The organism is Synechococcus sp. A18-25c (assembly GCF_014280035.1).
Classification (GTDB): domain Bacteria; phylum Cyanobacteriota; class Cyanobacteriia; order PCC-6307; family Cyanobiaceae; genus Synechococcus_C.
This window is the reverse complement of record NZ_CP047957.1, coordinates 398,009-411,406: the sequence shown is the minus strand read 5'-3', so window position 1 is coordinate 411,406 and position 13,398 is coordinate 398,009. Positions and strand designations below refer to the sequence as shown.

General features: G+C 59.8%; 10 protein-coding genes. 6 read left to right on the top strand and 4 right to left on the bottom strand.

The genetic code is table 11. From position 1 onward, the window contains the following. Positions 1–36: 36 nt before the first annotated feature. Positions 37–999 carry a glycosyltransferase family 2 protein gene (locus tag SynA1825c_RS01960; RefSeq protein WP_186470055.1) on the top strand — a complete coding sequence of 321 codons (963 nt, stop codon included), beginning with the start codon at positions 37–39 and terminating at the stop codon, positions 997–999. Here the strand turns inward: SynA1825c_RS01960 and SynA1825c_RS01955 are convergent. Then, complete coding sequence (locus tag SynA1825c_RS01955; protein ID WP_186470054.1) at positions 957–1,451, bottom strand: hypothetical protein; 495 nt, start codon at positions 1,449–1,451, stop codon at positions 957–959. The two genes, SynA1825c_RS01960 and SynA1825c_RS01955, sit on opposite strands and share 43 nt — an antisense overlap. A gap of 114 nt (positions 1,452–1,565) precedes the next feature. Here SynA1825c_RS01955 and SynA1825c_RS01950 point away from each other — a divergent pair, with 114 nt between their 5' ends. The 3 genes from SynA1825c_RS01950 (at position 1,566) to SynA1825c_RS01940 (ending at position 5,462) form a co-directional block, all read left to right on the top strand. Then, positions 1,566–1,682 carry a photosystem I reaction center subunit VIII gene (locus SynA1825c_RS01950; RefSeq protein ID WP_186470955.1) on the top strand — a complete coding sequence of 39 codons (117 nt, stop codon included), beginning with the start codon at positions 1,566–1,568 and terminating at the stop codon, positions 1,680–1,682. A 40-nt stretch (positions 1,683–1,722) separates the two neighbouring features. Continuing rightward, positions 1,723–2,214 carry a photosystem I reaction center protein subunit XI gene (locus SynA1825c_RS01945; RefSeq protein ID WP_186470053.1) on the top strand — a complete coding sequence of 164 codons (492 nt, stop codon included), beginning with the start codon at positions 1,723–1,725 and terminating at the stop codon, positions 2,212–2,214. A gap of 110 nt (positions 2,215–2,324) precedes the next feature. Next, positions 2,325–5,462 (top strand): efflux RND transporter permease subunit, encoded by a 3,138-nt coding sequence (locus SynA1825c_RS01940; protein ID WP_186470052.1) that lies wholly within the window; start codon positions 2,325–2,327, stop codon positions 5,460–5,462. Between the two features lie 43 nt (positions 5,463–5,505). Here SynA1825c_RS01940 and SynA1825c_RS01935 read toward each other — a convergent pair whose 3' ends face one another. Beyond that, positions 5,506–5,793, bottom strand: coding sequence for a hypothetical protein (locus SynA1825c_RS01935; protein WP_186470051.1), 288 nt, complete (start codon positions 5,791–5,793; stop codon positions 5,506–5,508). A 158-nt stretch (positions 5,794–5,951) separates the two neighbouring features. Between SynA1825c_RS01935 and SynA1825c_RS01930 the strand changes: the two genes are divergently transcribed. Continuing rightward, positions 5,952–6,878, top strand: coding sequence for a cupin (locus SynA1825c_RS01930; protein ID WP_186470954.1), 927 nt, complete (start codon positions 5,952–5,954; stop codon positions 6,876–6,878). Between the two features lie 124 nt (positions 6,879–7,002). On the opposite strand, the gene psaB is transcribed toward SynA1825c_RS01930, so the two are convergent. Then, positions 7,003–9,219: a photosystem I core protein PsaB gene (gene psaB / locus SynA1825c_RS01925; protein ID WP_186470050.1), complete on the bottom strand. Its 2,217-nt coding sequence runs from the start codon at positions 9,217–9,219 to the stop codon at positions 7,003–7,005. A gap of 22 nt (positions 9,220–9,241) precedes the next feature. Then, positions 9,242–11,545: a photosystem I core protein PsaA gene (psaA, locus tag SynA1825c_RS01920; RefSeq protein WP_186470049.1), complete on the bottom strand. Its 2,304-nt coding sequence runs from the start codon at positions 11,543–11,545 to the stop codon at positions 9,242–9,244. A 418-nt stretch (positions 11,546–11,963) separates the two neighbouring features. Here psaA and SynA1825c_RS01915 point away from each other — a divergent pair, with 418 nt between their 5' ends. After that, positions 11,964–13,292: a hypothetical protein gene (locus SynA1825c_RS01915; protein WP_186470048.1), complete on the top strand. Its 1,329-nt coding sequence runs from the start codon at positions 11,964–11,966 to the stop codon at positions 13,290–13,292. The last annotated feature ends 106 nt before the right edge of the window (positions 13,293–13,398 follow it).

The following is a 13,398-nucleotide window of genomic DNA, read 5'->3' as shown; positions in this document are numbered from 1 at the left end:
CGCCGATTAAGTTGCTCTGAAATCGATCGGATTTCGATGACGGCTGGGCTGGACCTTTCGGTCGTGGTTCCCCTTTACAACGAAGAGGAAAGCCTGCCGGAGCTGGTGGAGCAGCTCCTGACAGCGCTTCGACCGACTGGTGAACGCTTCGAGCTGGTGCTCGTGAACGACGGGTCGACCGATGGAACCTCCCATGTTCTGGAGCGCATCAGTGCCGAGGTTCCCGAACTGGTCGGCGTGTTGCTGCGCAAGAACTACGGCCAGACCGCAGCCATGGCCGCCGGTTTCGATGTCGCTCAGGGGCAAGTGATCGTGAGTCTGGATGGGGATCTTCAAAACGATCCCGCCGACATTCCACAGCTGCTGAACAAGCTGCGTGAGGGCTTCGACCTGGTGAGTGGCTGGCGCTTCGATCGCCAGGATGCGGAGCTTCAGCGCAAACTCCCTTCGCGGCTGGCCAATCGACTGATCGGCCGCGTGACCGGCGTGCGGCTCCACGATTACGGCTGTTCACTGAAGGCCTACGACCGCGATGTGCTCTCTGACATGCGGCTCTACGGGGAACTGCATCGCTTTCTCCCCGCACTGGCCTTCATCGAGGGGGCTCGCATTACCGAGGTGAAGGTGAATCACCGGGCCCGCCAATACGGAACCAGCAAGTACGGCATTGACCGCACCTTCCGCGTGCTGATGGATCTGCTCACGGTGTGGTTTATGAAGCGCTTTCTCACCCGACCCATGTATGTGTTCGGATTCGGGGGACTGATTGCCATTGCCACCAGCCTTGTCGCGAGCTCTTACCTGTTGGTGATCAAGCTAATGGGCGCGGACATCGGCAACCGTCCTTTGTTGACGATGGCCGTGGTGCTTGGGCTTGCGGGGATCCAGTTGTTCTGCTTCGGACTGCTCGCGGAGCTCCTGATTCGCACGTATCACGAAAGCCAAGGACGGCCGATTTACCGCATCCGCGCCACGTTGCGAGGCGGTCGAGCCACTTGAACCGCGGGCACCCTCATGGCCCCTCGGTGACGAGCAATCGCCGCTGCAGCTGCTTCAACAACACGGCTGTCCGCGTCACGCAAACCACGGCGCAGCAGTGGCAAGGCATTCCTATGCCCCCAGACACCGGCTTCAACGATGGCGTCAAGTCTGAGCAGGGGATCGCCTTGTTGCATGGCTTGGCGCAAGTGACGTTCCAAGGCGATGCGCTCCGACACACCCGATGGAGGCCGGAACTGATCCGCTGCGACCTCGGCGCTGGCTGACTCAACTGGGGAGGCATCGTTCTCCTGAATCAGCACGGTTTCAACCACCCCCAGCTGTGCCCGATTGATCGCCGCCACCGACGCTGCATCCGTGCTGCGCAAGAGGACTTTTCCAGGGCGACGGCCCAGCCCCCAAAGCACAGCCATCAGCACGAGTGCGGCACCACCTGCAAGGAGCTGAGTCATGGGCACTGAAAGGCGAAGGCCGAATGGATTGAACTTTTATGTCGCCGATCCGCCTGGTCTGAGACCGGCAGAAAGGCAGTCCCTACAGTAACGGCGGACCTTTTGGCCGCTGCCATGACTGGAGAATTTGCAGCCGCATGGCTGCCGGTGATCTTTGTTCCGATCATCGGAATTGTTTTCCCCGCAGTTTTCATCGTTCTCGTTGGACGTGTGATTACAGCAGCTGAGTGATCGCTGGCTGCAAACCCTTCAACCTCGGCTTTTTCATCCAATGACCGTCACTCCAGCGTCTGATCCCTGTGTTGGGAACCTGGCGACCCCCGTCAACAGTGGCTATTTCATCAAGGCGCTGATCAACAACCTGCCTCTATACCGACCAGGAATTTCAGCCAACTTCCGTGGCATCGAAACCGGCGCTGCGTTCGGCTATCTGCTCTACGGACCCTTCACGATCTGTGGACCACTTCGCAACACAGACTATGCCGAGACGGCAGGCCTGCTTGCTGCCATCGGTGCTGTGCACATCCTGACCCTGCTGTTCCTGCTCTACAACCAGCCGGGTGCTCAACCGAACGTCCCACCTTCGGACCCCACCGTGGCGAATCCTCCGGCTGATTTGTTCACCCGGATGGGTTGGGCTGATTTCACCAGTGGTTTCTGGCTTGGCGGCTGTGGTGGTGCTGTGTTCGCCTGGTTCCTGTGCAACACCGTCCACGTTCAGGACCTGTTCAAGATTGCTGCAGGCGTCTGGAGCGTCGGCTGAGCAACTGGGGGCGTTTCTGAACTCAATCCCCCTTCCATCCCCTCCAACCATCGGCGAATGTTGGAGGGGATCTTTATTGTCGGTCTGCCACTGCGTTTGAGATCGAAGCAGTGCGGTCCATCTCCCAGCCATTCCTGAGACGGCCCGTCTTCACGATCGTCTGCAGCCTATTGGTGTTGCTATCGGGTGTCGTGTCCTTGGTGGGACTCGGACTCGAGGATCTGCCGCCACTGGCGCCAACACGCGTCAGTGTGCGCGCCAATTTTCCGGCGGCGGGGGCTGAGGTGGTGGAGCAGAGCGTTACCACCGTGCTGGAACAACAGCTCAACGGTCTCGACGGACTGGAGAGCATGACCTCCAGCAGCCGGCAAGGAAGCGCCAGCATCAGTTTGCGATTTGCATCCGGGGACCCCGAGCTCAACGCCATCAAGGTGCAGAACGAGGTGAACCTCGCCAGCCGCCGGCTGCCCCAGGCCGTGACCCGTCAGGGGCTGACCGTCAGCCAATCCAGCAATGATTTGCTGTTAATTCTTGGCTTCAGCGCTCCAGCCGGGATGTATGAGCCGATCTTTCTCGGTGGATGGCTGGATCAAAACCTGAGCGAAAGCCTGCGCTCCGCATCTGGAGTGGGTGACGTCCGGGTGTTCGGCAGCAGCGAACTGGCATTCCGCCTCTGGCTGGATCCCAACCGACTGGAACAGTTCAACCTCTCCACCAGCGACATCAGCGCCGCGTTATCCGAACAGAACGTTCTGGCTGCGGTCGGCAACCTCGGCAAAGCACCGGCACCAGGTGATCAGTTGTTCAGCCTTCCGGTGGATGCAGAGGGGCGCTTGCGCAGCATTCGCGACTTCGAAGAAATGGTTGTGAAGCGAACGGAGAACGGAGGATTGGTGCGGCTGCAGGATGTCGGTCGCGTAGAGCTTGGACAGCGCAACTACGGGAGCAGAGCCCTGAACCTGCAGGGAGAAAGCTCGGTCGCGATGGGGATCTATCAACGTGACGGCACCAATGCTCTTGCGGTGAGCCGGGCGGTCAGGGATGCGCTGAAGCGGATGGAAAGCAGCTTCCCGCCGGGCCTGACAATGCAAGTCATCGTCGATGTAGCGGACAACATTCAAGCCAACCTCGATCGCACCACCGCAACGCTTCGCGATTCGGTGGTGCTGGTGCTCGTTGTGCTGGTGCTGTTCCTAGGGCGCTGGCGACTGGCCATGATCCCTGGTCTGAGTGTGCCCGTCGCCTTGATCGGCAGTCTTGCTGTCGTTCGGCTGAGCGGTTCCAATCTGAACAGCCTGATCCTGTTCGGACTCGTGCTGGCCACGGGCATCGTGGTGGACGACGCGATCGTGGTGAGTGAAGACATTGCCGGCCGCATTGAAGCCGGTGCCGAACCCCAAGGGGCCGCCGAAGATGCCATGGCTGAACTGGGTGGCGCCGTGGTCGCCACTTCGTTGGTGTTGGCAGCTGTGTTTTTGCCAGTCCTGCTCATCCCAGGATCCATCGGCCGTCTCTATGAACCGATCGCTCTCGCCATTTGTGGCGCGATTCTGTTCTCCACCTTCAATGCCCTCACCTTCACTCCAATGGCCTGCGCGCGCGTTCTTGGGCCCGGTGGCGGACGGTTGCCAGGACCGGTGCAGAAACTCAGTCGCGGACTACGCCGTGGAATGACCCAGCTCCAACAGACCTACAGCCGATTGCTTGGGGTGTGGCTCCCACGCGGTCGCCTGGTGATCGCCTTGTTGCTGTCTGGTCTGATCATCACAGGGATTGGCCTGGCCGCCATTCCCACAGCCTTCATCCCCAATGAGGACCAAGGACAGATTCGTGGCTATTTCACCCTTCAAGACGGAGCCAGCCTGGAGCGCACCGAAGCCATCATGAAGCGCATCCGCTCGGTGGTCGCAGAAGAAGCACTAGTGCGGAGCGGCAATTTCTATGCCGGAAGCTCCTTCGGACAGAGCGGAGAGAATTCGGGATCCTTTTATCTGCGTCTCACACCACTCAAGGACAGACCGGGACGCGAGAACAGCAGTGAAGCCGTGAAACAACGGCTGAACCGTGCATTGCGTCAGCGCATCAGCGATGCCCGAGTGATCGTGACCACGCCCCCTACTGTGCGGGGATTCAGCAGTGAGTCGGGTCTCCAACTGGAGTTACTCGACCGAAGCGGGGGCCAACTCAGCCTGCAAGCCTTTGAGGCACAGGCTCAGCAATTCATTGAGGCCGCAGAAGCCACCGGGAGCTTCCAACGGGTCAGCACCCGTTTCGATGCCAGTTCACCGCGATGGCGCCTGGACGTTGACCGCAGCTTGATGGCAGCGCTGGACTTGCCAGTGGGACCAACGCTGAGAGACATCGGCACGGCCATCGGCGGCCGCTACATCGACGACACCTTTGAAGGCGGGGAGATCCGCAGCATTTATATCCAGCTGGAAGGACGGGATCGCAGCACACCCAGCGACCTAACCGGCCTGATGGTGCGCAACCGCAGCGGTGAGCTGGTCTCGCTCGCCAATGTGGCACGCCTGACCCGTGACACCGGCGCCAACACGATCAACCATTTCAACCAAGACCGATCGATCAGCATCACGGCCGTACCCGAAGACACCATCAGCAGCGGCCAGGCCATCGATCTGCTGAAAGCACTCAGCGAACGGACCGGCGGAAACAACCTGGACCTGGCCTTCACGGGCCTGGCCAAAGAAGAAACCCGCGCCGAGTCAGTGTCGTGGGTGCTGTTCGCCCTCGGCCTCACGGTGGTGTATCTGCTGCTGTCAGGCCTGTACGAGAGTTTCGTGGATCCTTTGATCATCCTGCTCACCGTGCCCATGGCACTCCTGGGAGCACTGATCGGTCTAAAACTGCGTGGTCTCAGCCTTGATGTTTACGCTCAGATGGGTCTGCTGGTGCTGGTCAGCCTGGCGGCGAAGAACGGCATCCTGATCGTGGAGTTCGCCAATCAACGCTTGAAACAGGGCATTGGTCTACTCGAGGCCATTGAAGGAGCCGCCATCAACAGAATGCGGCCGATCCTGCTCACCGCCGTGACTTCGTTGGCAGGCTTTTTGCCCTTGCTGCTTGCCACAGGGAGCGGTTCAGCAAGCCGGATCAGCATTGGCACTGTGGTGTTCAGTGGTCTACTGGCATCAACTCTGCTGTCCCTCTTTGTGGTGCCAGCTATTTACTTCTCAATCAAACGCTGGCGTGGTGTGGGACCAGCGATGCCAGAGCTGGATGGTTGAACCACGGTCGTCATTGGCTCGAACACCGCGGCCAGGACTCCGACTAGCAGGGTTCGAAGCGTTCGTTCAAGGCAGGCCCGCCGCCCGCTGGAACGGTGCAGACGCCTGAACTCAAGGCCAGTGCTGTAGACATCGCATCGGATGGGGCGGCCGGCTGGGAGCTCTTGGCAGCACTCGCGGGCCAGGATTCTCCACGATCGAGTCGATCTTGAGCCTCGATCTGCCCCAGGTTGATGCGCTGACTTGGCAGGTATTGCATTGTGAGGTTGTAACCGACCACAGCCCCTGCAAGCAGCACGACGAGCTCAAGCCTTGGGGGTAATGAAGCCATGGACATGGAAGGAGAACGACGCTGGAGGGTTCTCAGTCCAAACCATGAATGCAACCAGCCCGTGACTGACACCAGTGAGAACCATGACGCAATGCATACAACCCCTGGATGCAGCGATTCGTAGTGTGGGTGCCCTGTTTGTTCGAAGAGGCCGCGCCATGGTGATCAGCACGACGCACAGTCGGGCTTCTTCGGAACAAGCGCAGTTCTTTTCCTACGGCGAGGCGGCGAATCCGATCCGCAGCGGGCTGACCTCATTGGTGCCCTATCGCAGCTTCTCACCGACATTCTTCGATGACACTGGCAGTGCCGTGCTGGCGCTCGACCTCAGTGCAGAGCTCAACTGCAACGGACCAGCCACCGGTCCCTCACTTTGCGCGAACTTTATTCGCGTGCACGACACCGAACTGCGTACAGCCGCTGTAGCCACAAGCCAGCTGTTTTTCGTCGCCGATGGGGAAGGAGAAACCGAAGCCTGCGGCGAGCATTTCAGCTGGAGCAAAGGCGACATGCTCGTCTTGCCCGCAGGCGGTGATGCCATTCACACCAGTCGCAGCAAGGGAGCTCTCTATTGGGTGCACGACGCGCCACTGCTGCGCCATCTGGGCGTCACGCCCAGTGAATCCCGCTTTGAGCCAACCTTCTACAGCCATCTCGACAGCCAGGGGCGCTTGGCGGACATCGCAGCGAGCCCGAGCGGAGCCCGCGCCAATCGTGTCAGCGTGCTGCTGGGCAATGCCGCGTTTCCGCAGACCCGCACGGTGACCCACACACTCTGGGCGATGCTCGGAATTCTCCCCGCCGGCCAAGAGCAGAAACCTCACCGCCACCAGTCGATTGCCCTGGATTTCGCCGTGGACTGCGAACCCGGTTGCTACACCCTGATCGGCACCGAGCTAGACGACCAGGGTCGAATCCTCAATCCCCATCGAGAAGACTGGGTGGCAGGTGCCGCATTCGTCACGCCACCGGGGTATTGGCATTCCCATCACAACGAGTCCAGCGCTGATGCCTATGTGCTTCCCATCCAAGACGCGGGACTGCACACCTATCTGCGCACCCTCGACATTCTGTTCAGCAACTGATCCAGCAATCAGCTGACTCGGTGGTCGGCTGAGACACCACAAGCAAGAAAAAACCCCCGCCCGGCAAGCCCGGGCGGGGGAGATTTCGAGAAACGACTAGTTGATCAAAGCAGCATCTGCTGGATCAGCCGAACTTGCCTGAGGTCGAGGCGATCAGGAATGCCGCGTAAGTGAGGACGTAACCCACTGTGAAGTGAGCCAGGCCAACAACACGAGCCTGAACGATGGACAGTGCCACAGGCTTATCACGCCAACCCATCATGTTGGCAATGGGGCTGCGCTGATGAGCCCAAACGATGGTCTCGATCAGCTCCTGCCAGTAGCCACGCCAGGAAATGAGGAACATGAAGCCGGTGGCCCACACCAGGTGACCGAAGAGGAACATCCAAGCCCAAACAGCAAGGTTGTTGCTGCCGAAGGGGTTGTATCCGTTGATCAGCTGGGAGGAGTTCAGCCACAGGTAGTCGCGGAACCAACCCATCAAGTAGGTGCTGGACTCATTGAACTGAGCAACATTGCCCTGCCAGATGGCGAGGTGCTTCCAGTGCCAGTAGAAGGTGACCCAACCCACTGTGTTCAGCGCCCAGAAGACTGCCAGGTAGAAGGCGTCCCAAGCGGAGATGTCACAGGTGCCGCCACGGCCGGGGCCGTCGCAGGGGAAGGAGTAGCCGAAGTCCTTCTTGTCGGGCATCAGCTTGGAGCCGCGGGCATCCAGAGCACCCTTAACAAGGATCAGGGTGGTGGTGTGGAGACCCAGTGCGATGGCGTGGTGAACCAGGAAGTCACCAGGGCCGATGGGCAGGAACAGATCGTTGCTGCCACGGGCGCCATTGATGGCGTCCATCCAACCACCCATGTAAGCAGCGTTGGCATTGGCGGCAGCACCGCCAGCGTTGGCCAGCAGCACATCGAAGCCGTAGATCGCCTTGCCGGAAGCGGCTTGAACGAACTGGGCGAAGACGGGCTCAACCAGAATCTGCTTTTCGGGGGTACCGAAGGCCACGACCACGTCGTTGTGGACGTAAAGACCCAGGGTGTGGAAGCCGAGGAACAGAGTGACCCAGCTCAGGTGGCTGATGACCGCTTCTTTGTGCTCGAGCATCCGGCCCAGGACGTTGTCCTTGTTGGCTTCGGGGTCGTAGTCACGGATGAAGAAGATCGCACCGTGGGCGAAGGCACCGCACATCAGGAAGATGGCGATGTACTGGTGGTGGGTGTAAAGAGCAGCCTGCGTTGTGTAGGCCTTCGCGATGAAGGCATACGACGGCATGGCGTACATGTGCTGAGCAACAAGGGAGGTGACCACACCGAGGGAGGCGAGAGCCAGACCCAGCTGCATGTGCAGGCTGTTGTTCAGGGTGTCGTACAGACCGCTGTGACCTGCACCGAGGTTTCCAGGAGTGCCCTTCGGAGGGTTGTGGGCTTCCAGGATCTCCTTGATGGAGTGACCGATGCCGAAATTGGTCCGGTACATATGGCCGGCGATCACGAAGATGCAACCAATGGCCAGATGGTGGTGGGCAATGTCGGTCAGCCAGAGGGCTTCGGTCTGAGGGTGGAAACCACCGAGGAAGGTGAGGATCGCGGTGCCGGATCCTTCAGCAGTGCCGAACACCTGACCCATGGTGTCTGGGTTCTGGGCATACACACCCCAGTTGCCGGTAAAGAAGGGACCCAAACCAGCGGGGTGAGGCATCACGCTGAGGAAGTTGTCCCAACCGACGTGCTGACCGCGGGATTCAGGAATGGCCACATGAACCAGGTGACCGGTCCAGGCGATCGAGCTGAAGCCGAAGAGCACAGCCAGGTGGTGATTCAGGCGCGATTCAGCGTTCTTGAACCAAGCCAGGGAAGGCCGGAACTTGGGCTGAAGGTGCAGCCAACCGGCGAAGAGAGCCCAAGCTGACAGGATCATCATGAAGATTGATCCCTGGTACAGCTCGGCATTGGTGGTCATGCCGATTGTGTAGAACCAGTGATACAAGCCTGAGTAGGCAATGTTCACCGGTGAGGACGCTCCCGCCTGGGTGAATGCCGTGATGGCGCCTTCACCGAAGTGGGGATCCCAGATTGCGTGAGCGATTGGGCTTACGTGCAGAGGATCTGCGACCCACTGCTCGAAGTTGCCCTGCCAGGCGATGTGGAACAGGTTGCCCGAAACCCACAGGCCGATGATCGCGAGATGACCGAAATGGGTGGAGAAGAGCTTTTGGTAAAGCTTCTCCTCCGTCATTCCGTCATGGCTCTCGAAGTCGTGAGCCGTGGCGATCCCGTACCAGATACGGCGGGTTGTCGGGTCCTGTGCCAGACCCTGGCTGAACGAAGGAAATTTCGTTGCCATTAGAGGGAAAGGTCAGGAAAGGTCAGCCCACCGCAAGGATGTGGGCGTGGAAGAAGGCCCACGTCACCGTGATGCCACCCAGGAGGTAATGGGCAACACCCACGGCACGGCCCTGGATGATGGACAGCGCACGGGGCTGGATGGCCGGAGCCACTTTCAGCTTGTTGTGAGCCCAGACGATGGACTCAATCAGCTCCTGCCAGTAGCCGCGGCCGCTGAACAGGAACATCAGGCTGAAGGCCCAAACGAAGTGGCCTGCAAGGAACATGATTCCGTAGCCGGCCGTGTTGGATCCGTAGCTGTTGATCACCTGTGCGGCTTGAGCCCACAGGTAGTCGCGCAGCCAGCCATTGATGGTGATAGCGCTGTTGGCAAAGTTGCCGTTGGAGAGGTACTGGACGGAACCGTCAGGCCTCACCGTTCCCCACACGTCGCTCTGCATCTTCCAGGAGAAGTGGAAGATCACAACGGACAGGGAGTTGTACATCCAGAACAGACCAAGGAACACGTGGTCCCAAGCAGACACCTGACAGGTGCCGCCGCGACCAGGGCCATCGCAGGAGAAGCGGAAGCCGAGGTTGGCCTTATCGGGGATGAGACGGGAATTACGGGCGTACAGGACACCCTTGAGAAGGATCAGCACCGTCACGTGAATCGTGAAGGCGTGAATGTGGTGCACCATGAAGTCAGCGGTGCCGAGGGGAATCGGCGCAGCAGCAACCTTGCCGCCGACGGCAACCACTGAACCGTTGAACACTTCACTGACGCTGGCGAGAGCGTTGGGTGCAGTGCTGCCGGCAGCGGAGGCGTGCAGACCCTGAATCCACTGAGCGAAAATCGGCTTCAGCTGAATGGCGGAGTCGCTGAACATGTCCTGGGGACGCCCCAGAGCACGCATGGTGTCGTTGTGGATGTACAGACCGAAGCTGTGGGCACCCAGCCAGATGCAGACCCAGTTCAGATGGCTGATGATGGCATCGCGTGCTTTGAGCACCCGGTCGAGCACGTTATCGACGTGCTTGGCGGGGTCGTAGTCGCGGATCATGGCGATGGCCGCGTGAGCGGAAGCGCCGACGATCAAGAAGCCACCGATCCACATGTGGTGGGTGAACAGACCGATCTGTGTCGGGTAATCGATCGCCATGTACGGATACGGAGGCATCGCGTACATGTGCTGAGCAACGATGATGCTCACGGAACCACCGATGGCCAGGTTCACGGCCAGCTGAGCATGCCAGCTGTTGGTCATGAACTCAAACAGACCGTCGTGGCCCTTGGTTGCAGGGAAGAGGAGAGGATCACCCTTCTGACCCTCGAGGATCTCCTTAATGGAGTGACCGATGCCCCAATTGGTGCGGTACATGTGACCGGCCACGATGAACATCACCGCGATGGCCAGGTGGTGATGAGCGATGTCGCTCATCCACATGCTTCCGGTCACCGGATTCAAACCACCTTTGAAGGTGAGGAAATCGCTGTAGGCAGCCCAGTCACCGCGGAAGAAAGCGCCAATACCGGCGCTGAAACCTGGGTAGAGCTGAGCCAGGAGATCCTGGTTGAAGAATTCGTGAGGAAGGGGAATGTCCGCCACAGAAGCAATGGTCTTGCCATTGAGCACCAGCGGCTGGCCGGCGTCTATGGCATCCATCAACTTGGTAGTGGGCAGGGACACATGCAGCAGGTGACCGGTCCAGGAAAGAGATCCCAAACCGAACAGACCAGCCAAGTGGTGGTTGAGCATCGACTCAACGTTCTGGAACCACTCGAGCTTCGGAGCTGCCTTGTGATAGTGAAAGACGCCTGCATTCAGCATCAGACCGGCCATCACCAGGGCGCCAATGGCCAGAGACATCAGTTGTGTCTCATTGGTGATGCCCCAAGCCCGCCACATGTGGAACAGGCCTGAAGTGATTTGGATGCCCTGGAAACCGGCACCCATATCGCCGTTGAGGATTTCTTGGCCGAACACCGGCCACACCACTTGAGCACTGGGCTTCACGTGGGTGGGGTCGGCGAGCCAGCCGGAGAAGTTGGAGAAGCGAGCGCCATGGAAAAAGGCACCGCTCAGCCAGATGAAGATCACGGCCAGATGGCCGAAGTGAGCACTAAAGATCTTCCGAGAAACCTCCTCAAGGTCACTCGTGTGGCTGTCAAAGTCGTGAGCGTTGGCGTGGAGATTCCAAACCCAGGTAGTGGTTTTGGGACCTTTCGCGAGGGCTCGGTCAAAGTGTCCGGGCTTGCCGAACAGCTCGAAGGTCGCTGGATTGTCGACCTTCTCGACCTGAGTCTTCGCGGTGTTCCCACGCTCTGGTGGGCTGATGGTCATCGAGTCGTTCCTCGAGGGACGGGATCGAGGTGGTGGGACACCCCTCCAGCAAATCCGGAGATTCACCGGGGCCCCGGCCGAAGCTCGGACGAGCCTCACTACGGCCGGGCACCAATGGCTTTCAAGGATCAAGATCCCTGACAGCCACTGGAGCTGGGGCCCCTGATGAGGGGACCGCTGGCGGAAGCATAGGAGCGCAGACCCGCATCACACCCAAGGGAGTTACAAAGGTTCAATCCGGCTGCTGGCCTGTCTGCACCTAGGATTTTCCCGAGACTGAATATCAGCGAAGCAAGATTGATTCAAGGGAGTAAACATCACCGAAAGACAAAAAATATTCGCCTAAATAATGCAAATTTTCCCAGCGAGTTGCGACCTGGCGTCGATGACCAGAATGACTGCATTCAAGCTCGGCTCCATGACGGCATCAGGCCGAAACCACTTCCTCCAACGCTGGCTGGCAGCCGTGCTGGTGCTTTTGATCAGCTTCTGGCCGGCCGCGCCTGTTCAGGCCTGGTCCTGGGGAGGCGATCAGACCAGTTCCAAAGCGCGCGGACATCACATCGTCGATGCCAGCGCGCCAACGGGTCGCCTGCAGGAAGTGAGCCCGCCCGGCGCCGTGCAACAACTGCAACAGGCCCTCAACCATTACCAGCCGCGCCTAACCCTCATCAGTCCGCGCGATGGAAGCCTGCTGAAGACTCGCCGCACATCAATTGAACTTCAAATCGAGGACTGGCCACTGACCGAAGACCCACAACTGGGGCTAGGGGCCCACGTGGCTCTGCAAATTGACGATCAGCCGCCGTTGCGATTCAGCCAGGCCAGCCAGGGTCGACTGACCGTTGACCTGCCTGACCTCTCCCCTGGAAGTCATCGCTTCAGCGCCTATGCAGCCATGCCCTGGGGAGAAGCCGTGAAATCGCCTGGGGCGAGTCTTCAGTGGCGACTGGACCTTCTTCAAGAACTGATTGGCACCCAACCCGATCAGGATGCTCCCTGGCTTGCCGTTGTCAGTCCTGCAGAGCTGGGACGCGGCGAGCCGCTGCTGATCGACTGGCTCATCTGGAATGCGCCCTTGCAAAACCTTCGCGAAGGCGATGGACGTTGGAGGCTGCGCATCAGCGTGAACGGCGACAGCTTTCTGGTCGACCGCCAGGACGCCCTTTGGTTGAAGGGTGCCGGCAATGGCGGTGTTCAGATGGAACTCCTGGATGGCATGGGAGACCCGATCACTCCGGTCTTCAACAATCAATTCCGCTCCCAAGACTCCTTATCAGGGGAGCGGCCGATTTGGATGCAATCCAAGCTCTCCGATCAGCAGATCGCACGACTGCTGGGAGAGGCCGTTCCAGAACCCACGCCACCAGCCAAGCCAGCGGGTGCTGTCACGACGGAGCAGCCCTTCCAATTAGAGCAATCAGATGACCCTGAGCCTCAACCAGCCACCCCCACCCCCGCCGAAGACACGACATCAACACCAGACCCACAGTCCATGGAGGTCGACAAGGACCCGATCCAGCTGGAATCGCAGCCCGCACCAGCCCGCGACGAGGCGCCTGAGCCGCCAGACCCATCCAAGGCAAGACCTTCAGAGAACGACCCCGCCAAAACCCCGAGCGACCGTCAACCCCAGGCAATCGCCTCGCCACCCACGCCTCCGGAGGGGGCCAACACCAATGCCCCCACCAGCAGCCTGGGAGGATCAGCCAGGGAGCTGTTGAACGCCAATGGCACCCAGCGCTGATCTTCCGAAGCTTTTGCCCTGAACGCTGACACCACCAACACGCACCAGGCCGACACCGTGACGCTGGCTCTTGGCCTTTCAGCCAGTGCCTGGCCGCTCCTGCAGC

What these genes read in the sequence shown, in the direction of transcription:
- SynA1825c_RS01960 (WP_186470055.1), top strand. Translation starts at nt 37, where the DNA reads ATGACGGCTGGGCTGGACCTTTCGGTCGTGGTTCCCCTTTACAACGAA.
- SynA1825c_RS01955 (WP_186470054.1), bottom strand. Translation starts at nt 1,451, where the DNA reads ATGACTCAGCTCCTTGCAGGTGGTGCCGCACTCGTGCTGATGGCTGTG.
- SynA1825c_RS01950 (WP_186470955.1), top strand. Translation starts at nt 1,566, where the DNA reads ATGACTGGAGAATTTGCAGCCGCATGGCTGCCGGTGATCTTTGTTCCG.
- SynA1825c_RS01945 (WP_186470053.1), top strand. Translation starts at nt 1,723, where the DNA reads ATGACCGTCACTCCAGCGTCTGATCCCTGTGTTGGGAACCTGGCGACC.
- SynA1825c_RS01935 (WP_186470051.1), bottom strand. Translation starts at nt 5,793, where the DNA reads ATGGCTTCATTACCCCCAAGGCTTGAGCTCGTCGTGCTGCTTGCAGGG.
- SynA1825c_RS01930 (WP_186470954.1), top strand. Translation starts at nt 5,952, where the DNA reads ATGGTGATCAGCACGACGCACAGTCGGGCTTCTTCGGAACAAGCGCAG.
- psaB (WP_186470050.1), bottom strand. Translation starts at nt 9,219, where the DNA reads ATGGCAACGAAATTTCCTTCGTTCAGCCAGGGTCTGGCACAGGACCCG.
- psaA (WP_186470049.1), bottom strand. Translation starts at nt 11,545, where the DNA reads ATGACCATCAGCCCACCAGAGCGTGGGAACACCGCGAAGACTCAGGTC.
- SynA1825c_RS01915 (WP_186470048.1), top strand. Translation starts at nt 11,964, where the DNA reads ATGACGGCATCAGGCCGAAACCACTTCCTCCAACGCTGGCTGGCAGCC.